21 protein-coding genes and 3 pseudogenes are annotated in these 23,174 nt (G+C 69.9%); 15 read left to right on the top strand and 9 right to left on the bottom strand.

Annotated elements, in window-relative coordinates:
• Both Y694_RS11125 and Y694_RS11120 read left to right on the top strand, forming a co-directional pair.
• Positions 1 to 1,487 (top strand): FAD-dependent oxidoreductase (locus Y694_RS11125; protein WP_155935814.1); only part of this gene is annotated, 1,487 nt, incomplete at its 5' end.
• Positions 1,484 to 2,601: pseudogene (locus Y694_RS11120) on the top strand (tartrate dehydrogenase). The gene Y694_RS11125 and the pseudogene Y694_RS11120, both read left to right, overlap by 4 nt.
• 10 nt (positions 2,602 to 2,611) lie before the next feature.
• Here Y694_RS11120 and Y694_RS11115 read toward each other — a convergent pair.
• Entirely contained in the window at positions 2,612 to 2,824 is a 213-nt protein-coding gene (locus Y694_RS11115; protein ID WP_011827853.1) for a hypothetical protein, read from the bottom strand.
• A gap of 280 nt (positions 2,825 to 3,104) precedes the next feature.
• On the opposite strand from Y694_RS11115, the gene Y694_RS11110 reads away from it, so the two are divergent.
• Complete coding sequence (locus tag Y694_RS11110) at positions 3,105 to 3,491, top strand: hypothetical protein (protein ID WP_036232426.1); 387 nt, start codon at positions 3,105 to 3,107, stop codon at positions 3,489 to 3,491.
• A gap of 22 nt (positions 3,492 to 3,513) precedes the next feature.
• On the opposite strand, the gene Y694_RS11105 is transcribed toward Y694_RS11110, so the two are convergent.
• Positions 3,514 to 4,878: an aminopeptidase P N-terminal domain-containing protein gene (locus Y694_RS11105; RefSeq protein WP_036232424.1), complete on the bottom strand. Its 1,365-nt coding sequence runs from the start codon at positions 4,876 to 4,878 to the stop codon at positions 3,514 to 3,516.
• Between the two features lie 102 nt (positions 4,879 to 4,980).
• Here Y694_RS11105 and Y694_RS11100 point away from each other — a divergent pair, with 102 nt between their 5' ends.
• Positions 4,981 to 5,973: an aldo/keto reductase gene (locus Y694_RS11100; RefSeq protein WP_011827856.1), complete on the top strand. Its 993-nt coding sequence runs from the start codon at positions 4,981 to 4,983 to the stop codon at positions 5,971 to 5,973.
• A 6-nt stretch (positions 5,974 to 5,979) separates the two neighbouring features.
• On the opposite strand, the gene Y694_RS11095 is transcribed toward Y694_RS11100, so the two are convergent.
• The 3 genes from Y694_RS11095 to speD are packed head-to-tail and all read right to left on the bottom strand — an operon-like array spanning position 5,980 to position 7,780.
• Positions 5,980 to 6,696 (bottom strand): hypothetical protein, encoded by a 717-nt coding sequence (locus Y694_RS11095; protein WP_036232422.1) that lies wholly within the window; start codon positions 6,694 to 6,696, stop codon positions 5,980 to 5,982.
• Between the two features lie 5 nt (positions 6,697 to 6,701).
• A complete protein-coding gene (gene murU, locus Y694_RS11090) occupies positions 6,702 to 7,406 on the bottom strand; it encodes an N-acetylmuramate alpha-1-phosphate uridylyltransferase MurU (RefSeq protein ID WP_036232420.1) in 705 nt (234 codons plus the stop codon).
• Positions 7,403 to 7,780 (bottom strand): adenosylmethionine decarboxylase, encoded by a 378-nt coding sequence (gene speD, locus Y694_RS11085; RefSeq protein WP_036232419.1) that lies wholly within the window; start codon positions 7,778 to 7,780, stop codon positions 7,403 to 7,405. Before speD ends, murU begins: the two co-directional genes overlap by 4 nt.
• Positions 7,781 to 7,850: 70 nt before the next feature.
• Here speD and tkt point away from each other — a divergent pair, with 70 nt between their 5' ends.
• The 4 genes and pseudogenes from tkt to Y694_RS11065 all read left to right on the top strand — a co-directional run bounded on the left by tkt (position 7,851) and on the right by Y694_RS11065 (position 13,238).
• The gene (tkt, locus tag Y694_RS11080; RefSeq protein WP_081771262.1) at positions 7,851 to 9,893 is read left to right on the top strand and encodes a transketolase; all 2,043 of its coding nucleotides are present in this window, start codon (positions 7,851 to 7,853) and stop codon (positions 9,891 to 9,893) included.
• A 149-nt stretch (positions 9,894 to 10,042) separates the two neighbouring features.
• Entirely contained in the window at positions 10,043 to 11,059 is a 1,017-nt protein-coding gene (gene gap, locus Y694_RS11075; protein WP_011827861.1) for a type I glyceraldehyde-3-phosphate dehydrogenase, read from the top strand.
• 183 nt (positions 11,060 to 11,242) lie between these two features.
• On the top strand, positions 11,243 to 12,061 hold the full coding sequence (locus Y694_RS24815; protein WP_161727991.1) for a hypothetical protein: 819 nt from the start codon (positions 11,243 to 11,245) through the stop codon (positions 12,059 to 12,061).
• Positions 11,953 to 13,238 (top strand): annotated as a pseudogene (locus Y694_RS11065) (S8 family serine peptidase). The gene Y694_RS24815 and the pseudogene Y694_RS11065 overlap by 109 nt, the downstream one beginning before the upstream one ends.
• 24 nt (positions 13,239 to 13,262) lie before the next feature.
• On the opposite strand, the gene Y694_RS11060 reads toward Y694_RS11065, so the two are convergent.
• From Y694_RS11060 to Y694_RS11050, 3 genes are read right to left on the bottom strand one after another with little or no spacing between them, the layout of a single operon-like run.
• Positions 13,263 to 13,970, bottom strand: coding sequence for a hypothetical protein (locus Y694_RS11060; RefSeq protein ID WP_051495720.1), 708 nt, complete (start codon positions 13,968 to 13,970; stop codon positions 13,263 to 13,265).
• Entirely contained in the window at positions 13,964 to 14,839 is an 876-nt protein-coding gene (locus Y694_RS11055) for a biotin--[acetyl-CoA-carboxylase] ligase (RefSeq protein WP_231497639.1), read from the bottom strand. Before Y694_RS11055 ends, Y694_RS11060 begins: the two co-directional genes overlap by 7 nt.
• 4 nt (positions 14,840 to 14,843) lie before the next feature.
• Positions 14,844 to 15,272, bottom strand: coding sequence for an SET domain-containing protein (locus Y694_RS11050; protein ID WP_051495719.1), 429 nt, complete (start codon positions 15,270 to 15,272; stop codon positions 14,844 to 14,846).
• A gap of 228 nt (positions 15,273 to 15,500) precedes the next feature.
• On the opposite strand from Y694_RS11050, the pseudogene Y694_RS11045 reads away from it, so the two are divergent.
• Positions 15,501 to 18,090: pseudogene (locus tag Y694_RS11045) on the top strand (DNA topoisomerase III).
• On the top strand, positions 18,087 to 18,647 hold the full coding sequence (locus Y694_RS24225) for a hypothetical protein (protein WP_152543457.1): 561 nt from the start codon (positions 18,087 to 18,089) through the stop codon (positions 18,645 to 18,647). The pseudogene Y694_RS11045 and the gene Y694_RS24225 overlap by 4 nt, the downstream one beginning before the upstream one ends.
• A gap of 129 nt (positions 18,648 to 18,776) precedes the next feature.
• Here Y694_RS24225 and Y694_RS11035 read toward each other — a convergent pair whose 3' ends face one another.
• Positions 18,777 to 19,214, bottom strand: a complete 438-nt coding sequence (locus Y694_RS11035) for a universal stress protein (protein WP_036232414.1) — start codon at positions 19,212 to 19,214, stop codon at positions 18,777 to 18,779.
• A gap of 85 nt (positions 19,215 to 19,299) precedes the next feature.
• Here Y694_RS11035 and Y694_RS11030 point away from each other — a divergent pair, with 85 nt between their 5' ends.
• From Y694_RS11030 to Y694_RS27160, 5 genes are all read left to right on the top strand, one after another.
• Positions 19,300 to 20,265: an AEC family transporter gene (locus Y694_RS11030; RefSeq protein WP_036232412.1), complete on the top strand. Its 966-nt coding sequence runs from the start codon at positions 19,300 to 19,302 to the stop codon at positions 20,263 to 20,265.
• 46 nt (positions 20,266 to 20,311) lie between these two features.
• Positions 20,312 to 21,601, top strand: a complete 1,290-nt coding sequence (locus Y694_RS11025) for a glutamate-5-semialdehyde dehydrogenase (protein ID WP_036232411.1) — start codon at positions 20,312 to 20,314, stop codon at positions 21,599 to 21,601.
• Between the two features lie 7 nt (positions 21,602 to 21,608).
• Positions 21,609 to 22,316: a 7-cyano-7-deazaguanine synthase QueC gene (gene queC, locus Y694_RS11020; RefSeq protein ID WP_011827871.1), complete on the top strand. Its 708-nt coding sequence runs from the start codon at positions 21,609 to 21,611 to the stop codon at positions 22,314 to 22,316.
• Between the two features lie 70 nt (positions 22,317 to 22,386).
• The gene (locus Y694_RS24810) at positions 22,387 to 22,923 is read left to right on the top strand and encodes a hypothetical protein (protein ID WP_051495718.1); all 537 of its coding nucleotides are present in this window, start codon (positions 22,387 to 22,389) and stop codon (positions 22,921 to 22,923) included.
• The gene (locus Y694_RS27160) at positions 22,845 to 23,027 is read left to right on the top strand and encodes a LemA family protein (RefSeq protein WP_081771267.1); all 183 of its coding nucleotides are present in this window, start codon (positions 22,845 to 22,847) and stop codon (positions 23,025 to 23,027) included. The genes Y694_RS24810 and Y694_RS27160 overlap by 79 nt, the downstream gene beginning before the upstream one ends.
• The last annotated feature ends 147 nt before the right edge of the window (positions 23,028 to 23,174 follow it).

The raw sequence follows: 23,174 nt of genomic DNA, 5'->3' as shown, positions 1-23,174 counted from the left end.
TGCAGCGTCGCATCGTCGGTGCCGGGGTGGCCGGGCTGGCGGCGGCGCGGTCGCTGCGTCACGCCGGCATCGACGACTTCCGCGTGTTCGAACTGGAAGACGCGGCCGGCGGCAATGCGCGCGCGCACGCCATGGGCGGCATGCGCTGTCCGCTCGGCGCGCACTACCTGCCGTTGCCCGGCCCCGAGGCACGCGAGGTCACCGAACTGCTGCACGAACTGGGCGTGGCGCGCAGCGAGGCCGGCCGCACGGTCTACGACGAACGCCATCTCTGCCATGCGCCGCAGGAGCGGGTGTTCGTGCCGTCCGCCCAGGTCGATGCCATCGCGCCCGGCCGCTGGCACGAAGGCCTGCTGCCGCTGGACGGCGCCGGGGTCGGCACGCTGGCGCAGATGCAGCGCTTTGCCGCCGAGGTGGGGACACTGCAGCGCACGCTGAGCTTCGCGATGCCCACGCTGCGCAGCCGCTGGAGCACGGGCCTGGCGGCCCTCGATGCGCTCAGCTTCGCCGCTTGGCTGAACGAGCAGGGCTACGACGACGCGCGTCTGCTCGCCTATCTGGACTACGGTTGCCGAGACGACTACGGCGCCGGTCTCGGTCTCGTGTCGGCCTGGGCCGGGATTCATTACTTCGCGAGCCGCCACGGCTTCCATGTCCCTGGCGAAGACGCCGCCGAGCCCGCCGACGCGGTGCTGACCTGGCCCGAAGGCAATGCGTGGCTGACCGAAAGGCTGGCACGCGGACTCGACGAGCGCCTGCAGACCGCCGCGGTGCTGACCCGCATCACGCCGTCGCGTCACGAGGTGGCGCTCGAGGTCTGGAATGCGCGGGCGGCGCGGCCGGAGCGCTGGCTGGCGCGGCAGGTCGTCGTCTGCGTGCCGCTGTTCGTCGCGTCGCGGCTGATCGATGCGCGGCCGGCGGCGCTGGCCGACGTGGTGCCGCGGCTCACCTATGCGCCCTGGCTGGTCAGCAACCTGCAACTGCATGCGCCGCTGATCGACCGCCCCGGTCCGCCGCCGGCCTGGGACAACGTGATCGCCGGCAGCCCGGCGCTGGGCTATGTCGATGCGATGCACCAGAGCCTGCGCCCGGTGCCCGGCCCGACGGTGCTGACGCACTACTGGGCGCTCGGCGGGCAATCGCGCGCCGAACTGAAGGCGCAGCGGGCCCGTCTGCTGACGGCGCCGTGGACTGCCTGGCGCGACGCGGTGCTGGCCGACCTGCTGCCGGCGCACCCCGACCTGCCGCAGCGGCTGGCGCGGGTCGACTCGATGCGCTACGGTCACGCGATGATCGTGCCGACCCCCGGGCTGCGCGGCGACGCGGCGCTGGCCGCGCTGGGCACGGCGCAGGGGCGGCTGCATTTCGCCCACGCCGACCTGTCGGCCAGCTCGGTATTCGAGGAGGCCTACACGCGCGGCACACTGGCGGGCCAGGCGGTCGCGCAGGCCCTGGGCGGCACCGAGACTTCGAGGAGACCGACATGAAGCCCCATCGCATTGCGGTGATTCCCGGCGACGGCATCGGGCAGGAGGTGATGCCGGAGGGCCTGCGCGTGCTGGAGGTCGCGGCGCAGCGCTTCGAACTGCCGCTGCAGTTCGATCATTTCGACTGGGCCTGCGCCGCCTACTGGCAGCGCACCGGCAGATGCTGCCCAACGACTGGTTCGCGACGCTGAGCGGCTACGACGCCATCTACTTCGGCGCGGTCGGCTGGCCGGCGGTGGTGCCCGACCACGTGTCGCTGTGGGGCTCGCTGCTCAAGTTCCGCCGCGAGTTCGACCAGTACGTCAACCTGCGCCCGGTGCGGCTGTTCGACGGCGTGCCATGTCCGCTGGTCGACCGCGACGGCCGGCCGCGCAAGCCCGGCGACATCGACTTCTTCGTGGTGCGCGAGAATACCGAGGGCGAGTACACCCATCTTGGCGGGCGCCTCTTCGAAGGCACCGAGCGCGAGATCGTGATCCAGGAGTCGGTGTTCTCGCGCCACGGCACCGACCGGGTGATGAAGTTCGCCTTCGAGCTGGCGCAGTCGCGGCCGCGCAAGCACCTCACCGTCGCCACCAAGTCCAACGGCATCGCCATCAGCATGCCGTGGTGGGACGAACGCGCCGAGGCGATGGCGCAGGGCTACCCCGAGGTCACGGTCGACAAGCAGCACATCGACATCCTCAGCGCGCGCTTCGTGCTGCAGCCGACTCGCTTCGACGTCGTGGTCGCCAGCAACCTGTTCGGCGACATCCTCAGCGACCTGGGCCCGGCCTGCACCGGCACCATCGGCCTGGCGCCCTCGGCGAACCTGAATCCGCAGCGCCATTTCCCCTCGTTGTTCGAGCCGGTGCACGGCTCGGCGCCCGACATCTTCGGTCGCGCGATCGCGAACCCGGTGGCGATGATCTGGTCGGGCGCGCTGATGCTCGACTTCCTCGGCGGCGCGATCGGTGCGGACACCGCACGCCATCTGCAGGCCCACGACGCCATCGTGGCGGCGATCGAGCGGGTGCTGGTGACCGGGCCGCGCACGCCCGACCTGGGTGGCCACGCCTCGACGACCGTGATGGGGCGCGCGATCGCCGAGCAGGTGGCGGCCGGCGCGCCTTAGGCGCGTTGGCTCAGCGCGCGCCGGCGCGTGTCAGCCGGTCGAGTTCGGCGCAGGCCGCGGCCTTGCCCTCGTTGAACACCACCACCTCGTTCGACAGCAAGCGGTTGCGGCTCTCGCGCGGTGCGCCGCTGTCGATCCGATACGCCCAGTTCCACGGGCCCTTCTGGCGCCCCGTGGTCCACACCTCGACGGCCTTGCCGCGGTGCTCGAACCGCTCCTGCATCGTTTCCCCCGTGTCGCGAGTGTCTACGCTGCCATGATGAGCCTCTGTACGTTTTGTTTCATCCTCGATCTGGGTGGCGCCGCGCCCCGGGCGGGCCCGGGGAATCGGGGGGACGGCGGAGTGCTGAGAAGGTGTCGGCGCGGCTTGAATAATAAGAATGATTCTCATTACAATACAAGCCATGGCGCCGGTCTCCGAACCCGTGCCATCGCAGCCAGGGCCCCCACCCGAGCCAGTCCGACGACTCAGCACGCCCGCGTCCGCGCGGTGGAGGCTCGCAATGAATCGCAACGATCCCGAAGGCGCCGTGCGCCGTCTGCCGGCCGAACTGTCGGACGACGACGTCGACCCCGGCACGCTGCCGAGCGCCGAGGCGCTGCTGGCCGGCACGCTGGCCTTGATGACCGGCGTGGTGGAGCGGGCCGCGCTGGCCCAGCCGCTCGCGGCACACGGCCAGAGCCTGCTGATGGCGGCCAAGGTGCGCCGGCAGCTCGGGTGCCTGAGTCACCACCCTCAGCTGAGCGAAGGGTTCCGGCTCACGCTGCACCGTCTGCTCGGCCATTGGGATCGCCTGACGCCGACCGCCGAGGTCTCGGACGCCGTCGGCATCGATCCGGCCGAAGCCGCCCAGCGGCTGTGGCACCGCGCACCCGGGCAACTGCAATAGCCCCCGGTGCGGCGCGCGGCACTCAGCCGCGCATCAGCGCCTCGATCTCGTCGGGCCGCACCGGCACGCCCCGGCTCAGCAGCTCGCAGCCATCGGGCGTGACGAGCGCGTCGTCCTCGATGCGGATGCCGAGGTGCCAGTAGCACTCCGGCACGTCGGGGGCCGGCCGCACGTAGAGCCCGGGCTCGATCGTGACCACCATGCCCGGCTGCAGACGGCGCGAGGGCTTCTTGATGGTGAGGCCGCCGAGCCCGTTGGGCTGCTCGATCGGCGCCTCGTCGAGCGCGAGGTACTCGCCGGCATCATGCACGTCCAGCCCCAGCCAGTGGCCGGTGCCGTGCATGTAGAAGCGCCGGTAAGCGGCGCTGGCCACCACGTCGTCGACCGTGCCGTGCCGGTCGCGGTCGAGCAGACCCAGGTCCAGCAGGCCGACGCTCAGCGCGCGCACCGCGGCCCAGTGGCTGTCGGTCTTGCGGGCGCCGGGCCGGGTGTGGGCGATCGCGGCCTCCTGGGCGGTCAACACCAGCTCGTAGAGCGCGCGTTGCGGCGCCGTGTAGCGGCCGTCGACCGGAAAGCTGCGCGTGATGTCGCTCGCATAGCTGCCGTACTCGCAGCCGGCGTCGATCAGGCACAGCTCGCCGGGCCGCAGCTCGGCGTCGCCGGCGGCGTAGTGCAGCACGCAGGCATTGCGGCCTGCGGCGACGATGCTCGTGTAGGCCGGGCCGCTGGCACCGCTGCGGCGGAACTCGTACAACAGCTCGGCCTCGAGCTGGTACTCGCGCAGGCCGGGCCGGCAGGCCTGCATCGCGCGCACATGCCCGGCCGCACCGATCTCGCCGGCGCGGCGCATCAGCGCCACCTCGTGCGGGTCCTTGAACAGGCGCATTTCGTCGATCAGCCGCGCCAGATCGCGCTGCTGCGTCGGCGACTCGATGCCGGCGCGTGAACGCGCACGCACGCTGTCGAGCCAGTCCGCGACGCGGCCCGCGAGCCCTTCGTGTCCGCCGAACGGGAACCACACCGCCGGGCAGTTGGCGAGCCGCTGCGGCAACACCGTGTCCAGCGCCTCGATCGGCATCGCCTCGTCGATGCCCAGCGTGGCGGGCGCGGACTCGGGGCCGAGCCGGTAGCCATCCCAGATCTCGCGCTCCTCGTCCTTCGGGCGGCACAGCAGCAGGCTGCGGCCGGCGGCGTCGAGGACGAGCAGCGCGCCCGGCTCGGCGAACCCGGTCAGGTAGTAGAACGCGCTGTCGTGGCGATAGGGGTGTTCGCTGTCAGCGTTGCGGGTGCGCTCCGGTGCGGTCGGCAGCACGGCGATGCCGCCACCGGCCTCGCGCAGCGCGGTGCTCAGGCGTGCGCGGCGCTCGGCATAGACGGAGGGGCTCATGGGGCGATGCGGTTCTGGGTACGCTTGCAGTGTAGTGAGCGCGGCAGGGGCAAGGTGCCCGCCGCGCGCGGTACCGATCATCGAAGACCAGGAGTCCCTCTCATGCAATACCGCCGTCTCGGCCGCTCGGGCCTGCAGGTCAGTGAACTGTCGCTCGGGTCCTGGGTGACCTATCACAACCAGGTCGATGTGAGCGCCGCGAAGGACATGCTCGCGGCTGCCTTCGATGCCGGCGTCAACTTCTTCGACAACGCCGAGATCTATGCCAACGGCCGCAGCGAGTCGATCATGGGCGAGGCGCTGCGCCAGCTCGGGCTGCCACGGCTCGACGTTGTCGTGTCGACCAAGTTCTTCTGGGGACTGGACCGTGCGAAACCGGGCGAGCGGCCGCGCATCAACGGACAGGACACGCTGAATCGCAAGTACCTGCACCAGGCGATCGACGGCGCGCTGCGGCGGCTGCAGCTTGACTTCGTCGACCTCGTGTTCTGCCACCGGCCCGACCCGCACACACCGATCGAGGAGACGGTGTGGGCCTTCCACGACCTCATCACCCGCGGCAAGCTGCTCTACTGGGGCACCAGCGAATGGAGCGCCCAGGAGATCCGTGCCGCCTGGGAGATCGCGGACCGGCACCACCTGCACAAGCCGGTGATGGAGCAGCCGCAGTACCACCTGTTCCACCGCCGCCGCGTCGAGGAGGAGTACGCGCGGCTCTATGAGGACATCGGGCTGGGCCTGACCACCTGGAGCCCGTTGGCGAGCGGCCTGCTGACTGGCAAGTACCGACGCGGCATCCCCGAGGGCAGCCGTGGCGCGCTTGAGAACATGGCCTTCCTGCGCGACGGCCTCACGGATCCGGCGAAGAACGCCGCGGTCGGCCAGCTCGAGGAGATTGCCGCCGATCTGGGCGGCACGGTCGCGCAGCTCGCGATCGCCTGGGCGAACCGCAATCCGCGCGTCAGCACCGTGATCCTCGGGGCCAGCCGCATCGCACAGCTGCAAGACAACCTGAAGGCCTTGACGCTCGCGCCGCGGCTCACGCCGGAGGTGCTGGCACGGATCGACGCGGTGACGAAGCCGCTGGCAGCCTGAACCGGCTCAGCCCGGTCCGCCGCGGTTCAGCGCCAGCGGATCGATGCGGTTCGACGGGTGCACCGGCACCGGCTCCAGCATGGCGCGGCGCGCCGCCGAGCGCTTGTCGGCGGCGGCACGGCGGCGGTTGTCGGCCACCACGTCCATCTGCATGCGCACGAAATTGGCCAGGCGCTCGATCTCGGCCTCGCCGCCGAACAGCGCGCCGGTGCGCGGCAGCTTCACCGCCTTGCCGTCACGCATCACCAGCGCGAGATAGCAGGTGCTGGGGCGCGCCCAGACGGGAATCCGCGACGCCCGCGGCCGCCGCTCGACGACGTTGACCTCGCTCAGGTCCGACACCGCGACGCGACGCGCCGAATGCCGCCAGCCGCGCCGCCACGAGACGAACTTGACGCTCGCTGCCACCCGCTCCCAGGTCCACAGGTCCCAGACCACGGCGGCGAGCCACAGCAAGCCGGCGGGCCACAGCGGCCAGCCCTCGAGCTGCAGGCCTGCCGCAGCGGCCAGGCCGCTCGCCAGCAGCAGGCCGGCCGCGACCAGCACCTGGGGCTCGCCGGGGGTCCACAGGCTGCGGTGGTAGACGACCGAGTCGGTGTGGTCGCCGGACACCGGTTCATGCGCCAGCCAGGCGGCGCGCAGGCCGTGCACGGCGCCGCGCTGCAGCAGCACGGCGACCGGCACGCTCAGCAACCAGAGCAGCGGTGAGCCCACCCCGTCCATCGCTCTCAACTCCCATCCTGCAAGGCCTGCCAGCGTTGCGGCGTACCGACGTCGGTCCAGGGCCCCAGGTAGAGGCTGCCGCTGATCCGGTCGCGGGCGATCGCCGCATCGAAATGAGGTCGCAGCGGCGCCTTCTGCCCCGGCGGCACGCCCTCGACCAGTCTCGATTGGAACAAGCCCACCGTGGAGTACGTGTAACGAGTGATGACCGCCGCATCGTCGCCCGCCAGGATGCGGCCTTTGTCACTGAGGCCGAAGTCGCCGCAGGGGTGTTGCGGCGGGTTGGGCACGAGCCAGAGGTGGGCCAGATCGCCACCGGCCATGAAGTCGTTCACGTGCTGCGCATCGAATCGGAAGCCGGGCATGTAGGCATCGCCCGCCATGACCCAAAAGGTGTCCGATTGCAACAGCGGCAGCGCGGTGGCGATCCCGCCGGCGGTTTCGAGCGCGCCGCCGTAGTGCCGGCCTTCCATCGAGTAGCGGATGCTCAGCCCGAAGCGCGAACCGTCGCCCAGCGTGGCCGGGAACTGCTCCTCGAGCCAGGCGGTGTTGATGACCACGTGGCGCACGCCGTCGCGCGCCAGCGCCTCCAGCTGCCACTCGATCAGCGGCTTGCCGTGCACCGGTAGCAGCGGCTTGGGTGTGTGGTCGGTCAGCGGGCGCATGCGCTCGCCGCGGCCGGCGGCAAGGATCAATGCGGGCGCGTTCATGCGGCCGCCCCGCGGCGCAGCGCATGGCGTTCGGCGCGCGCCGGCGCGAAGGCCTCGATCAGCCGCGCGATCACGGCCTCGGCACGCGCCGAGTTGTCGGCGTGGCGGTGGCACGCATACACGTCGAGCGTCACCGCGTCCAGCTCGGGCCACGTGTGCACCGCGAGATGCGATTCGGCCAGCAGCAGCACGCCGGTGACGCCGCGCGGTTCGCCGTCCTCGGAAGGGAAGGGATGGAAGCACTCGCCGACCGGCTGCAGGCCGGCGTCGAGAACGGCCCCCAGGCACAGCGCGCGCAGCGCCGACACGTCGACCAGGGCCGGGCTGCCGCGGCGGCAGCCGCTCAAATCGGCGGTGAGGTGCAGACCCTGCATGGGTGGCGCGACGGGGCTCGTAAAATCGTCGATTCTGCCGCTTCCGTGGCGCCCTTTTCCCCTGCAAACCATGGCTGCCCTCGAATCCCGCACGCCCGCCACCCCCGACACCTCGCTGATGGCCAACGCGATCCGCGCGCTGGCGATGGACGCAGTGCAACAGGCCAATTCGGGCCACCCCGGCGCGCCGATGGGCATGGCCGACATCGCGGTCGCGCTGTGGGGCCGGCACCTGCGCCACAACCCGGCCAATCCGCTCTGGGCCGACCGCGATCGCTTCGTGCTGAGCAACGGCCACGGATCGATGCTGATCTATGCGCTGCTGCACCTGACCGGGTATGCGCTGCCGCTCGAGGAACTGCGCAACTTCCGCCAGCTTCACAGCAAGACGCCGGGCCACCCCGAGGTCGGTATCACGCCGGGCGTCGAGACGACCACCGGCCCGCTGGGGCAGGGCCTCAGCAACGCGGTCGGCATGGCGCTGGCCGAGAAGCTGCTGGCGGCGGAGTTCAATCGCGACGGCCATGCCATCGTCGATCATCACACCTATGTCTTCCTCGGCGACGGCTGCCTGATGGAGGGCATCAGCCACGAGGCCAGCGCGCTGGCGGGCGCCTGGAAGCTCGACAAGCTGATCGCGCTGTACGACGACAACGGGATCAGCATCGATGGCCAGGTGGCGCCGTGGTTCGTGGACGACACCGCGAAGCGCTTCGCGGCCTACGGCTGGAATGTGATCGGGCCGATCGACGGTCACGATGTCGATGCAGTCGACGCGGCGATCACGCAAGCCAAGCGCCACGCGGGCCAACCCAGTCTGATCGTGTGCGAGACCGCGATCGGCAAGGGTTCACCGAACCGCGCCAATACCGCCAAGGCGCACGGCGAGCCGCTCGGCGCCGAGGAGATTGCGCTCACGCGGGCCGCGATCGGCTGGCCGCATGCGCCATTCGAGATCCCGGCCGAGGCCTACAACGACTGGGACGCCAAGGACGCCGGTGCCAACCTGCAGGCCGACTGGGAAGGCCGCTTCGAGGCCTACCGCGCCGACCATCCCGCCGCCGCGGCCGAGTTCGAACGCCGGATGGCGGGCGCGCTGCCGGAGAACTTTGCGCAGATCGCAGTGGACGCTGCCATCGCGGCACACGCCAAGGCCGAGACGGTCGCCAGCCGCAAGGCCAGCCAGCTCGCGCTGGAGGCCTTCACCGCTGCGTTGCCCGAACTGCTGGGCGGCAGTGCCGACCTCACCGGCTCGAACCTCACCAACACCAAGAGCACACCGGCGCTGCGCTTCGATGCGGCAGGTGTCTCGAACGGGGGCCGCCACATCAACTACGGCGTGCGCGAGTTCGGCATGGCGGCGGTGATGAACGGCATCGCGCTGCACGGCGGCTTCATCCCCTACGGCGGCACCTTCCTGACCTTCAGCGACTACTCACGCAACGCCATCCGGATGGCCGCGCTGATGAAGCAGCGCGTGGTGCATGTCTTCACCCACGACAGCATCGGCCTCGGCGAGGACGGCCCGACGCACCAGAGCGTGGAGCACGCCGCGAGCCTGCGGCTGATCCCGAACCTCGATGTCTGGCGCCCCGCCGACACGGCCGAGACAACGATCGCGTGGACCAAGGCGCTGCTGAACGTGGACCGCCCGACCGCGCTGCTGCTGTCGCGTCAGAACCTGCCCTACCTGCCGAAGGCCGGGCTCGACGAGGTGGCGCGCGGCGCCTACGTGCTGGCCGAGCCGGCCGAGGTGGGGCTCAAGAGGAAGGCCCAGGCGGTGCTCATCGCGACCGGGTCCGAGGTGCAGCTCGCGCTGCATGCGCAGCAGCAGCTCGCCGCCGCCGGCATCGCGGTGCGCGTGGTGTCGATGCCCAGCACCACCACCTTCGATCGCCAGGACGTGGCCTACAAGCGCCGCGTGTTGCCCGACGGGCTTCCGCGGGTGGCGGTGGAGGCCGGCGTCACCGATGGCTGGTGGAAGTACGGTTGCGCGGCCGTCGTCGGCCTCGACACCTACGGCGAATCGGCCCCGGCCGGTGCGTTGTTCAAGCACTTCGGCTTCACGGCCGAGAACGTGGCCGCGACCGTGCGCCGGGTGCTGAAGAAGTGAGGGCCCGCCCGCCGCTGCGAGGCTCCGTGACATCTGCCGCGGGGAGCGCGGCCGGATGTCGGAGCCGGCGCGGTGGCGCGGGGCGTTTTGTCGTCGAATGCTGGCCTGAATGAATCCGGATTGAACCGAAGCTGAGGAAGACCCATACCATGACCATCAAAGTTGCCATCAATGGCTACGGCCGCATCGGCCGCAACGTGCTCCGCGCCCACTACGAGGGCGGCAAGAAGCACGACATCCAGATCGTCGCGATCAACGATCTGGGCGACCCGAAGACCAACGCCCACCTGACGCAGTACGACACCGCGCATGGCAGGTTCCCAGGCACGGTCAGCGTCGACGGCGACTACATGGTCATCAACGGCGACAAGATCCGCGTGCTGGCCAACCGCAACCCGGCCGAGCTGCCCTGGGGCGAGCTCGGCGTGGACGTGGTGATGGAGTGCACCGGCTTCTTCACGACCAAGGAAAAGGCCTCGGCGCACCTGAAGGGCGGCGCCAAGAAGGTCATCATCTCGGCGCCGGGCGGCAAGGACGTGGACGCGACCATCGTGTTCGGTGTCAACCACGGCGTGCTGAAGGCCACCGACACGGTGATCAGCAATGCCAGCTGCACCACCAACTGCCTGGCGCCGCTGGTCAAGCCCCTGCACGAGAAGATCGGCCTGGAGTCGGGCCTGATGACCACCATCCACGCTTACACCAACGACCAGGTGCTGACCGACGTGTACCACGAGGACCTGCGTCGCGCGCGCAGCGCCACGCAGTCGATGATCCCCACCAAGACCGGCGCCGCCGCTGCGGTGGGCCTGGTGCTGCCCGAACTGAACGGCAAGCTCGATGGCTTCGCGATCCGCGTGCCGACCATCAACGTGTCGGTGGTCGACCTGACCTTCACCGCCAAGCGCGCCACGACGCTCGAGGAGGTCAACGCCGTGCTGAAGGCTGCGGCCGAGGGCGAGCTCAAGGGCATCCTGGCCTACAACACCGCGCCTCTGGTGAGCGTGGACTTCAACCACGACCCGGCGTCCAGCACCTTCGACTCGACCCAGACCCGCGTTTCGCCGGACGGCAAGCTCGTCAAGGTGCTGAGCTGGTATGACAACGAGTGGGGTTTCAGCAATCGCATGCTGGACACCACCGTAGCGCTGATGGCTGCCAAGTGATCACGGCGCTGCGCAGGCCCCCTGTCAGACAAAGGCCCTTTGGGGCCTTTTTCGTGGGCTGGCTTCGCACCATCGGGTAAAGCTCTGTCAACGCAGGCCGATACCGGGCGTGAGATGTCAAGCTCGGTGCGGTCGCGCCTCTACACTCCATCCATCGCTTTTTCGAAATCCCCGATGCACTCAATGCAAGCCGCTGTCCGTGTTCTCGCGGCACTCGTCGTGCTGTTTTTCATTCAGCCGATGGTCGTGGGCACCGCGGTGGCCGCCGGTGGCGTGGCAGACGACCTGCCGTCGGCTCGGGTGATCGTCAAGTACCGTGATGATGCCGTTCGCGGCGCCGGCAGCGACCGGGTGAGCATCGCCCATGCCGGGCAGGGCGCGACGGTGCAGCGTCTCGCCGCACGGATGGACGCGGTCGCCCAACGTCGCGGTCTTGCCTTGCGCGCGCACCGTGCCATCAGCGAACGCTCCCAGGTCGTGCTGGCCAGGGGCATCGATTCGGAGACATTGGCGCGGCGACTCCGTGCCGATCCGGACGTTGAGTTCGCGGTGGTCGATCGTCGGGTGAGGCCGCTGGCCGTGCCGAACGATCCGTTGCACACGCTTGGCGGCGCCGACGGCCCTGCCGTGGGGCAGTGGTATCTGCGCACTCCCGCCGCCCCGGCGCTCTCGGCGATCGACGCCACCCGTGCCTGGGACATCACGCAAGGCAGCGCCAGCGTGGTCGTGGCGGTGCTGGACACGGGGGTGCGCTTCGATCATCCCGACCTCGCCGGCAAGTTGCTGGCCGGCTACGATTTCGTCAGTACCTGCCGGAGTCGAACGATGGCAACGGGCGTGACAGCAACGCCAGCGATCCGGGTGACTGGATCACCCAGCAGGAAGACAACTCGGTGGGTGGGGACTTCTATCACTGCACCTCGCCGGACTCACTGGGCAATTACAACGGAGCCCCGAGTTCCTGGCACGGCACGCAGGTTGCCGGCATCGTCGGCGCGCTGACGAACAACGGCGTGGGCATGGCCGGGACCGGCTGGAACACCCGCGTCCTGCCGGTCCGGGTGCTCGGCAAGTGCGGCGGCTACGTGTCGGATGTGGTGATCGGCATGCGCTGGGCGGCCGGCCTGACCGTGCCCAACATCGCGGCCAATCCGAATCCGGCCCGGATACTCAACCTCAGCCTCGGCACCGAGGGGGCTGCGGCGAGTACCAGGACGCTGTCGACGACGTGGTGGCCGCCGGCGCGCTGGTGGTGGCTGCTGCTGGCAATACGAACGGCCATGCGGTCGGTGCGCCGGGCAATTGCAGTGGCGTGCTGGCTGTCGGTGGCCTGCGTCACTCCGGCACCAAGGTCGGTTTCTCCGACCTCGGGTCGGCGGTCTCGATCAGTGCGCCTGCCGGCAACTGCGTCAACGATTTCGGGCCCTGCCTCTACCCGCTGCTCACCACGACCAATTCCGGCTCGCAGGGGCCGGCCTCCTCGGCCTACACCGACGGCACGAACGACATCACCGTCGGCACCAGCTTCTCGGCGCCGCTGGTGTCGGGCGTGGCCGCGCTGATGCTCGCGGTGCAGCCCACGCTCACGCCGGACGAGATCCGGGGCCTGATCCAGGGCGGCTCGCGCCGTTTCCCGAGCACCAGCGCGCCCGCCTGCACGGCGCCGCGTTTCGATGTCAATGGCGACCCCATCGACCAGATCGAGTGCGACTGCACCACCACCACCTGCGGCGCCGGTATGCTCGATGCTCGCGCGGCCGTGCGTTCCGCGGCCGCGGGCCTGATCGCCGACATCGTCGTCAACACGGCGACGCCGAGGGCGGGGCAAGACGTTTCTCTGACGGCCGACGTATTCCGGTTGATCAGCGGCCGCAACCTCAGCAGCCTCAGCTGGAGCCTGGTCGACGGCGGCGGCATCGTCAGCGGCAGTGTCTCCGGGTGCTCGGCCAACTGTGTCGTCTCGCCGACCGGAGCGGGAAGCTTCACCGTCGCGGTCACGGTGACCGATGACAACAACCCCCCGACGCAATCCACCGTGTCGCGGCGCGTGACGGTGGTGTCGGCGTCGCCGAACGGAGGGGGGGGCGGTGGCGGTGCCCTCGGCGGCCCGGCCTACCTGCTGGCACTGGCGCTGGCCGTGGGGGCTGCCTGGCGGCTGAGCGCAGGGCGCGACGCTTGACGGCGCGGGCTCTCCGCTCGCAGTTCAGAGCGTGTCGGCCGGACAGGGCAGGAATGCCTTGCCGCGCAACTTGTCGGCCGGCAGCGCGGCCAGCGCCGCCTGCTGCGCCTCACTGGCCTGCGCCACGCGTAGCAGGCGCAGCGGCACGCTGGCATTGACCACGCGGGCGGTGCGCACGCCGCGGTCCAGCAGCGTCGTCAGTTCGCTCTCCGCAGCGGCGCGGCTGTCGTGGCGGCTGATCACCAGCAGCGGCGCGCTGCCGGGCGCGGCGCTGGCCAGTTCGGGGGCGATGCTGCGGCGCTTCAGTTCGTCGCGCTTCTTCTGCATCTGCTCGGCCTCGGCGAATGGGCCCATCGCGACCCACCAGGTCGTCGTGAGTTCGCGCTCGGACCAGCCGAGGTCCGGCAGCGCGGCCTTGACGGCCGCCTCGGCGACCGTCAGTTCCGCCGTGCTGTAGGGGCCCGCCTCGAGGCAGGCCATCGGGGGCGCGCTGGGCGGGGCAGAGGCGGGGCTGGTCGCTGCGCTCGCTGCCACGGCGGCAGGGGTCGAGGCCGCTTCAGCCGGGATCAGGCGGAGGCGGTCGGGATCGACCTGCATCGTCAGGCGTTCGGGCTCGCGCTCGCCTTCGGGGCGGGCGCCGATCGCGCCGTGCAGCGGCGCGAGCCAGCCCTGCCGCCAGGCCCAGAAGCCCGCGTTGGCCAGCAGCAGCACCAGCACCAGTGCCCTCAGCATGGTCGCACGCTCACTTCGCCGCTGCGGATCAGGCACTCCTCGCCGCGTTCGGTCCGCACACGCAGTGCCCCACGGGCATCGACCCCGTCGGCCACGCCGTGCTCGGCGCCGGGGTCCGTGGTCTGCACCGGACGGCCGGCCAGCGCGTCGCGCGCTGCGAAGCGCGCCGTGAAGGCCGCGAAGCCCTGTTGTTCGAAGACCCCCAGGGCGATGAACAGCGGCGGGGCCAGCCGCGCCAGCAACTCTGGCGCGCGTGCCAGCGGCTCGATCTCGCGCCAGCCCGCAGGCGCCTGGGTGAACTCGGGTCGCGTTTCGGGGCGCGTCAGATTCAGGCCGACACCGATCACGGCATGCCGGCTGCCATCGGGCAGCGCGACGGTTTCGATCAGTACGCCGCCAAGCTTGCGTCCCGGAGTGTCGGGGGCCGTTTCGTCGGTGAGCCACAGATCGTTCGGCCACTTGAGTCGAACGCGGGGATGCAGGGCCTCGGCCAGCGCCACGCCGACGGCGAGCGACAGACCCGACCAGTCCGCGGGGGCCAGCGTCAGGCCGAGCGAGAAGGTCAGCGAACCCAGGCCATCGGCCGTCGACGAGGATCCGGTGTCGGAGAACCAGGTGCGGCCGAGCCGCCCGCGGCCGGCCGTCTGTCGTTCGGCGACCAACAGGCAGGGCGCGCTGTCGCCGTTGCGGGCACGCTCCAGCAGGCGCGTGCTGGTGGAGTCGGTCTCGACCAGTGCCTCGACGCTGAGGCCGGGCCTCAAAGGCTCGAGCTGCGCCCACAGCGCCTCGAGCGGCCAGCGCAGCGGCGCGAGGCCTGCGCCTGGCGCGTCGACGGCACGGCGTAGCGGAGGCACGGCAGCGTCGGGCACGATGTCAGCGCTTGGGCGCGAGCATGGTGCCGCGGCAGGCCTTGTGCCCGCAGCGGCATTCGTACTGCTTCTTCAGCTTGGGGGTGTAGCGCTCGTCGATCACCAGGCCGTAATCGTAGAACAGCTCCTCGCCGGCCTTGACGGCACGCAGCGTCCTGATGAACACGCGGCCGTCTGTCTCGTCGGCCTCGCAGTTGGGGGCGCAGGCGTGGTTGATCCAGCGTGCCGCGTTGCCGCCGACCTTGGCGTCGATCACGTGGTCTTCATCGATGCTGAAGTAAAAGGTATGGTGCGGGTCGGTGGGGTCGTGCGGATGGCGGCGCAGCGCCTCGGGCCAGTCGATCACCTCGCCGGTGTACTCGATCAGCGTCTCGCCCTTGGCCAGCGGCCGCAACGCGAAGACGCCCTTGCCGTGCACGCCGGAGCGCCGCACCTGGATGCGCCGGCCGTCGCGGTTCGCGGGGGCGGCCTCCTGTCGGGGCGGCCCGGGGGGCGGGGACGGACTTGCGGCGCGTCGATTGCGTCATGTTCGAGTTTGGCTACATTGAATCATGGGTGCGCGCGCGTGAGCGCGTGCGCGCGAGAGCCCGGATTGTAGGGACGCCCCGCCGCGTTGGCGTGCGGGACGGCGCTGCGATCGGGCGACAACGACATCGAGAACATGAGCAAAGCACTGGTCATCGCCGAGAAACCTTCCGTCGCACAAGACATCGTGCGGGCCCTGACGCCCACGAGCGGCAAGTTCGAGAAGCACGACGATCACTTCGAGAACGAGCACTACGTCGTCACCTCGGCGGTCGGCCACCTGGTCGAGATCAAGGCGCCCGAGGAGTACGACGTGAAGCGCGGCAAGTGGAGCTTCGCCCACCTGCCGGTGATCCCGCCGCACTTCGATCTCGCACCGATCGACAAGGCCAAGAGCCGGCTCAACGCGGTGGTCAAGCAGGTCAAGCGCAAGGACGTCGGCGAGCTCATCAATGCCTGTGACGCGGGACGCGAGGGCGAGCTGATCTTCCGCCTCATCGTGCAGTACGCCGGCACCGAGAAGAAGCCGATCGACAAGCCGGTGCGCCGCCTGTGGCTTCAGAGCATGACGCCGCAGGCGATCCGCGACGGCTTCGAGCGCCTGCGCTCCGACGCCGATCTGCGCGGCCTGGCCGACGCCGCCCGCAGCCGCAGCGAGGCCGACTGGCTGGTCGGCATCAACGGTACGCGAGCGATGACGGCCTTCAACTCGCGCGACGGCGGTTTCTTCCTCACCACCGTCGGCCGGGTGCAGACGCCCACGCTCAGCATCGTGGTCGAGCGCGAGGAGAAGATCCGCAAGCACGTGGCGCGCGACTACTGGGAGCTCAAGGCCACGTTCGCCGCCCAGGCCGGCGAGTACGAGGGCAAGTGGTTCGACCCGGCATGGAAGAAGAACGACGATGCCGAGCGCCGCGCCGACCGGCTCTGGAACGAGGCCGATGCGCAGGCCATCGCGCAGGCGGTGCGCGGCCAGCCGGCCACCGTGACCGAGGAATCCAAGCCCAGCACACAGAGCAGCCCGCAGCTCTATGACCTGACGCTGCTGCAGCGCGAGGCCAACTCGCGCTTCGGCTTCTCGGCCAAGACCACGCTCAGCATCGCGCAAGCGCTGTACGAGAAGCACAAGGTGCTGACCTACCCGCGGACCGACAGCAAGGCGCTGCCGGAAGACTACGTCGGCGTCGTGAAGCAGACGATGGAGATGCTCGCCGCCGAGGATCTGCCCGGGCCGCTGAAGGCTCTGTCGGCGCACGCCCGCAAGGCGGTGAAGGAGGGCTACGTCAAGCCCAACAAGCGCATCTTCGACAACGCCAAGGTCTCGGACCACTTCGCGATCATTCCGACCTTGCAGGCGCCCAAGAGCCTGACCGAGGTGGAGGCCAAGCTCTACGACCTGGTGGTCAAGCGCTTCCTCGCGGTGTTCTACCCGCCGGCCGAGTTCCTGGTCACGACGCGCATCTCCACCGTCAAGGCGGGCAGCGCTGAACATCGGTTCCAGACCCACGGCAAGGTGATGGTCAAGCCGGGCTGGCTGGCCGTCTATGGCCGCGACGTGGAAGATGCGGATGCCACGCTGGTGCCGGTCGAGCCCGGCGAAGTGGTGCGCACCGAGAGTGTCGACGTCAACGCGCTCAAGACCAAGCCGCCGGCACGCTACACCGAGGCCACGCTGCTGTCGGCGATGGAAAGCGCCGGCAAGCTGATCGACGACGACGAACTGCGCGAGGCGATGCAGGAGAAGGGGCTGGGCACGCCGGCCACCCGCGCGCAGACCATCGAAGGCCTGATCCTCGAGAAGTACATGCACCGCGACGGCCGCGAGCTGATCCCCACCGCCAAGGCCTTCCAGCTGATGACGCTGCTGCGCGGCCTGCAGGTCGAGGAGCTGACCCAGCCCGAGCTGACCGGCAACTGGGAGTACCAGCTCGCCGAGATGGAGAAGGGCAAGCTCAGCCGCGACGCTTCATGCGCGAGATCGCCGCGATGACGCAGAAGATCGTCGCCAAGGCCAAGGAGTACGACCGCGACACCATCCCCGGTGACTATGCGACGCTGAAGACGCCCTGCCCGAAATGCGGCGGCGTCGTGAAGGAGAACTACCGCCGCTTCACCTGTGCCGGGCAATCAGGTGACGCCGAGGGCTGCGGCTTCAGCATCAGCAAGATCCCCGGCGGGCGCAGCTTCGAGCTCGACGAGGTGGAGTCCTTCATCGCCGACAAGAAGATCGGCCCGCTCGAGGCTTCCGCTCCAAGGCCGGCTGGCCCTTCACGGCCGAACTCAAGCTGGCGTACGACGACGAGATCGCCAACTGGAAACTCGAGTTCGACTTCGGCGACGACGCCAAGAAGGGCGAAGGCGACGGCACGCCGGTCGACTTCTCGGCGCAGCAGAGCCTGGGCGCCTGCCCCAAGTGCAAGGGGCATGTCTACGAGCACGGCAGCAGCTACGTCTGCGAGCACGCGGTCGGCGCGCACGTCACCTGCGACTTCAAGAGCGGCAAGATCATCCTGCAGCAGCCGGTGGCGCGCGAGCAGATGACTCGGCTGCTGCAGGAAGGCAAGACCGAGCTGCTGGAGAACTTCGTGTCCAACAAGACGCGGCGCAAGTTCAAGGCGCGCCTGGCCTGGGACGCCAAGGAAGGCAAGGTCGGCTTCGAGTTCGAGCCGCGGGCGGCCAAGGTGCCCGCCAAGAAGTCCGGCGTTCGCGCCGGCACCAAATCATGAAGTCGACAGCTTGCACGGTGCAGGTGCGTCAGGGGCGTGCAATGAAGGTGCTTTGCCTGGTCGCGACGTTGTTTGTGGCTGGATGCGGCGGCGGCGGCGGGGATGACCAACCACCGCGTACCACGATCTCATTTCGAGGCGCTACCGGCGATTACATCTCCCAGGGCGAGTCTGCGAAGTACAGCGATGTCGACAGCACGGTGTCGACCACCTACTCGGCGGGATACTTCCGCGCCTCCTTCGAAGCTCCTGACCTTTCACACCGGTGGTCGATTGATCTGGCTTCCCCGAACGGCGAGCCCTTGGTGCCGGGAACGTATGTCGACGCTTGGCGTGCCGCTTTTCGCAACGGGCACAACGGTGTGGATTTCTATGGCGATGGCCGCGGCTGCAATGAGGTGTTCGGCTCATTCATCATTCTGGAGATCGGCTACGACTCCACCGGTCGGTTGAACCGCTTCGCCGCCGACTTCGAGCAACGCTGCGAAACGGTGACCTCACCACAGCTGCGCGGATCCGTTCGTATCAACAGCACGATCTCGCCGACCTACCAGTGAGTCGGCTCATGCCAACTCGCGTTCAACCCCGTCAAGTCGCTGGGGCGCTTCGGCTCGGTGCACTCGATAGGATGCGACAGTTCGAAGCGTCCTCCGGCCCGTACCGGGGGACGTGAACGCAACTCGGGATCAGCGCAGCACCAGCACCGGCACCGAGGCGTGCGTCAGCACCTTCTGGGTCTCGCTGCCCAGCAACAGGCCCTTGAGGCCGCGGCGGCCGTGCGAGGCCATCACGATCAGGTCGCAGCCCGACTGCGCCGCCGTGTCGTTGATCGCCTCGTAGGGGTGATCGTGCGTGACCATCAGGCTGCGGCAGGGCACCCCGATTTCCTGTGCCGCGCGCTCCACCTCGGCCAGGAACTTGCTCGCCTGGGCCTTGCATTCGGCCACGAACTCCTCGCGGGTGTCCTCGAGCATCGTGGTGCGGTAGGTCAGCGTATGGAAGGTCGGCACGACGTGGATCGCGGTGACGCGGGCCTGCTGTTCCTTGGCGAACTGCAGGGCCTTGCGGGCCACCACCTCGGAAGGGCTGGATCCGTCGGTCGGCAATAGCAGGTGCTTGAACATGGCAACCTCCTTGGCTGTGTCTTGAAAGACTAGTTCACGACGGAGTGATGCGCGACCGCTTCCGCAGCTCCCGGATACTCGATCCATGTCTCCGTTGATCTTCCTCAAGCTCCTGGCGATCTTCGTGACGATCGGCATCGGCTGGGTGGCCGGCCGCTGCAAGCCGTTCGCCGGCGGCGAGGCGGCGCGCATCCTGTCGAATGCGGCGTTCTACGTGTTCGCGCCGGCGCTGCTGTTCCGTGCCACGGCGCGCATCGACCTGGGCACGCTGCCCTGGCAGGCGCTGGGGGCCTTCTTCGTGCCGGTGGTGGGCTGGGTGCTGTTGGTGTACCTGCAGCAGCGCCGGTGCCGCGCCGCTGCAGCGGCACAGCCCGCGGTGCGAGCCATCACCGCCTCGTTCGGCAACAACGCCCAGCTCGGCATCCCGATGGCCGCGGCGCTGTTCGGAGAGATCGGCCTGCAGCTGCACCTGTCGATCGTCAGCCTGCATGCGCTGATCCTGCTCACCGTGCTGACGCTGCTGGTCGAGCGCGACCTCGCCCACGCGATGGCGCGCGACGCCGGCGCGCCGGCATCGCTGTCGCGCACGCTGCTGCTGACGGCGCGCAACACCGTCATCCACCCGATCGTGCTGCCGGTGCTCGCCGGCATGGCCTGGAACCTGACGGGCGCGCCCATCCCCGGCCCGATCGACGAGGTGCTGCAGATGCTGGGCACCGCGGTCGTGCCGTTGTGTCTGGTCGCGATCGGCCTGTCGCTCGGCCACTACGGCCTTCGCGGCGCGGCGGGCCCGGCGCTGCTGCTGGCGGCGGCCAAGCTGCTGGCGCAGCCGGCGCTGGTGCTCGCGGTCGGCTACGGCATGGGCTTGCGCGGGCTGGCGCTGGCGGTGATCGTCATGGCCGCGGCGATGCCGACCGGTTCGAACGCGCTGATGTTCGCGCAGCGCTACCGCAGCGGCGAGGCGGAGGCCACCGCAGCGATCGTGATCTCGACGCTGGCCTTCGCCGCCACGGCGCCGTTGTGGTTGCTGTTGACGCAGTGGCTGAGCTGAGCCCGATGGACCGGCAGGGCCGGCCCTGCTTTGCGACAATCCGGTAATGAACGCACCCGACGCCACCCCCGTGATCGCGCTGATGGACCGCCTGGGCAGCGCGGCACGCGCCGCGTCGACGGCGATGGCCGCCGCCTCGACGGCGGCCAAGAACGCAGCGCTGCTGACGCTGGCCCGCGAGATCCGGGCCGGGGCTGCGCGGCTGGCCGCGGAGAACGCGCGCGACCTCGACGTCGCCACCCGCGCCGGCCTGGCCGCACCGATGGTCGACCGCCTGCGCCTCACCGACAAGGTGATCGCGCTGATGGCCGAAGGCTGCGAGCAGGTCGCCGCGCTGCCCGACCCGATCGGTGAGATGACGAACCTGCGCCGGCGCCCGAGCGGCATCACCGTCGGCCAGATGCGGGTGCCGCTGGGCGTGTTCGGCATGGTCTACGAGAGCCGGCCGAACGTGACGATCGACGCCGCCTCGCTGGCCATCAAGAGCGGCAACGCCGCGATCCTGCGCGGGGGTTCCGAGGCGCTGCACTCCAACACGGCGCTGATGGCGCTGGTGGCGCGCGCGCTGGCCGAGGCCGGGCTGCCGGGCGATGCCGTGCAACTGGTGCCCACCACCGACCGCGCCGCGGTTGGCCGGCTGATCGCGATGCCGCAGTACGTCGACGTGATCATTCCGCGCGGCGGCAAGGGCCTGATCGAGCGCATCGCCGCCGAGGCCACGGTGCCGGTCATCAAGCACTTGGACGGCAACTGCCACGTCTACGTCGACGCCGGCGCGGACCTCGACCTCGCGGTGCGCGTGACCGACAACGCCAAGACCCAGAAGTACAGCCCCTGCAATGCGGCCGAGTCGCTGCTGGTGCACCGCGATGTCGCGGCGGCCTTCCTGCCACGCATCGGCGCGGTGTTCGCGGCCAAGGGTGTGGAGATGCGCTGCGGCCCGCGCGCCAAGGCGCTGCTGGCCGCGGTGCCGGGCGCGAAGCTGGTCGACGCGACCGAGGCCGACTGGGCCGAGGAGTACCTGGCGCCTGTCATCAGCATCAAGCTGGTCGACTCGCTCGACGAGGCGATCGCCCGCATCAACCGCTACGGTTCGCACCACACCGACGCGATCCTGACCACGAACCACCCGAACGCGATGCGATTCCTGCGCGAGGTCGACTCGGCCAGCGTGATGGTCAACGCCAGCACGCGCTTCGCCGATGGCTTCGAGTTCGGCCTGGGCGCCGAGATCGGCATCAGCACCGACAAATTCCACGCCCGCGGGCCGGTGGGCCTCGAGGGGCTCACCTCGATGAAGTGGGTGGTGTTCGGGCAGGGCGAGGTCCGCACCTGATCGGCGCATGAGCCTCGATCCGCGCGGCGCCCTCGTCCTGTTCTCCGGCGGCCAGGACTCGACCGCCTGCCTGGCCTGGGCGCTGGAGCACCACGCGCACGTGGAGACCATCGGCTTCGACTACGGCCAGCGCCACGTCGTCGAACTCGAATGCCGCGTGCAGGTGCGCGAGGCGATCGCGCGGTCGTTCCCGCTGTGGGCCGGCCGGCTGGCCAACGACCACGTGCTCGACCTCGGTCTGCTCGGCCAGATCTCCGACACCGCGCTGACCTCGGCGCGCGCGATCGAGATGCAGGCCAACGGCCTGCCGAGCACCTTCGTGCCGGGGCGCAACCTGCTGTTCCTCGGCTTCGCGGCCACCGTGGCCTACCGGCGCAACCTCAGCGTGCTGGTCGGCGGCATGTGCGAGACCGACTACTCCGGCTACCCTGACTGCCGCGACAACACACTCAAGGCGCTGCAGGTCGCGCTCAGCCTGGGCATGGCCACGCCGATGACGATAGAAACGCCGCTGATGTGGCTCGACAAGGCCCGGACCTGGGCGCTCACCGATCGCCTGGGCGGCCGCGCCTTGAACGAGCTGATCCTCGAGCACACCCACAGCTGCTACCTCGGCGACCGCAGCGTGCGCCACGCCTGGGGCTACGGCTGCAATGCCTGCCCGGCCTGCGAGCTGCGGCGCAAGGGCTACGAGGCCTGGTGCGCCGGCGCCTGACGACGCACGCCGCGGCGGCCGCGACGGCTGGCGTAGAGTCGGCAGCCATGCCGGCCCCCGCCCGTTCCCGATGAGCACGACGCGCACCGTCCTCCTGGCGCTGCTGGCCCTGCTGCTGTTCTGGGGCGTCGGGGCCTACAACCGGCTGGTGCGCCTGCGCAGCGCGGTCGGTGCGAGCTGGGTGCCGATCGACGCCCAACTGCGTCGCCGCCAGGCGCTGGCCTTCGAGCTCACCGAGTTGCTGGCCAGCGACGAGGCGCGGCCGGCGATGGGCGACGCGGTGGGCGTCGCGATGCTGCAGACCGTGATGGCCGCGACCCGGCAGGCCCAGGCCGCGGCCGACCACGCCCAGGGGCGGCCCACCAGTGCCGGCGCGATCCAGAGCCTCGGACTCGCCGAGCAGGTGCTCGAAGGGGCGCTGCGGCCGTTGCGCGTGCTGGTCGAGACGCGCGTCGATCGCTTCGACACGCAGGCGACGCTGGAGCGCGTGGTCACGCTGTTGAGCGACCTGCAGGAAACCGACGCCAGATCGCCTTCACGCGGCGTGTCTTCAAGGATGCGGTTTCCGACTTCAATGCGGCGGTCCATGAGCTGCCCACGCGGCTGATCGCCAGCCTGTTCGGCTTCCGGCCAGCTGCCGCCCTCCAGGCCGCCACACCGGACCGCGGGCCGGACTCCCAGATCGCCTCGTCGTTCGGTGACCGTGCCTGAGCGCCGCTGAGCCGGCCGGGCCTGGCGCGGCCGGCGGCCGCCTACACTGCGCGGCCGTGAGCGCTCCTGTACCGCCGTCCCTCCCGCTGGCCACCCTGCTGGCGCACACCGCCGACGCGGTGGCTGCGGTGTGTGCCGGGCGCTCGT

Source organism: Methylibium sp. T29-B (genome assembly GCF_000576225.1).
Taxonomy (GTDB): domain Bacteria; phylum Pseudomonadota; class Gammaproteobacteria; order Burkholderiales; family Burkholderiaceae_C; genus Methylibium; species Methylibium petroleiphilum.
The sequence above is the reverse complement of the archived record's forward strand: the minus strand, read 5'-3'. Positions and strand labels throughout refer to the sequence as shown.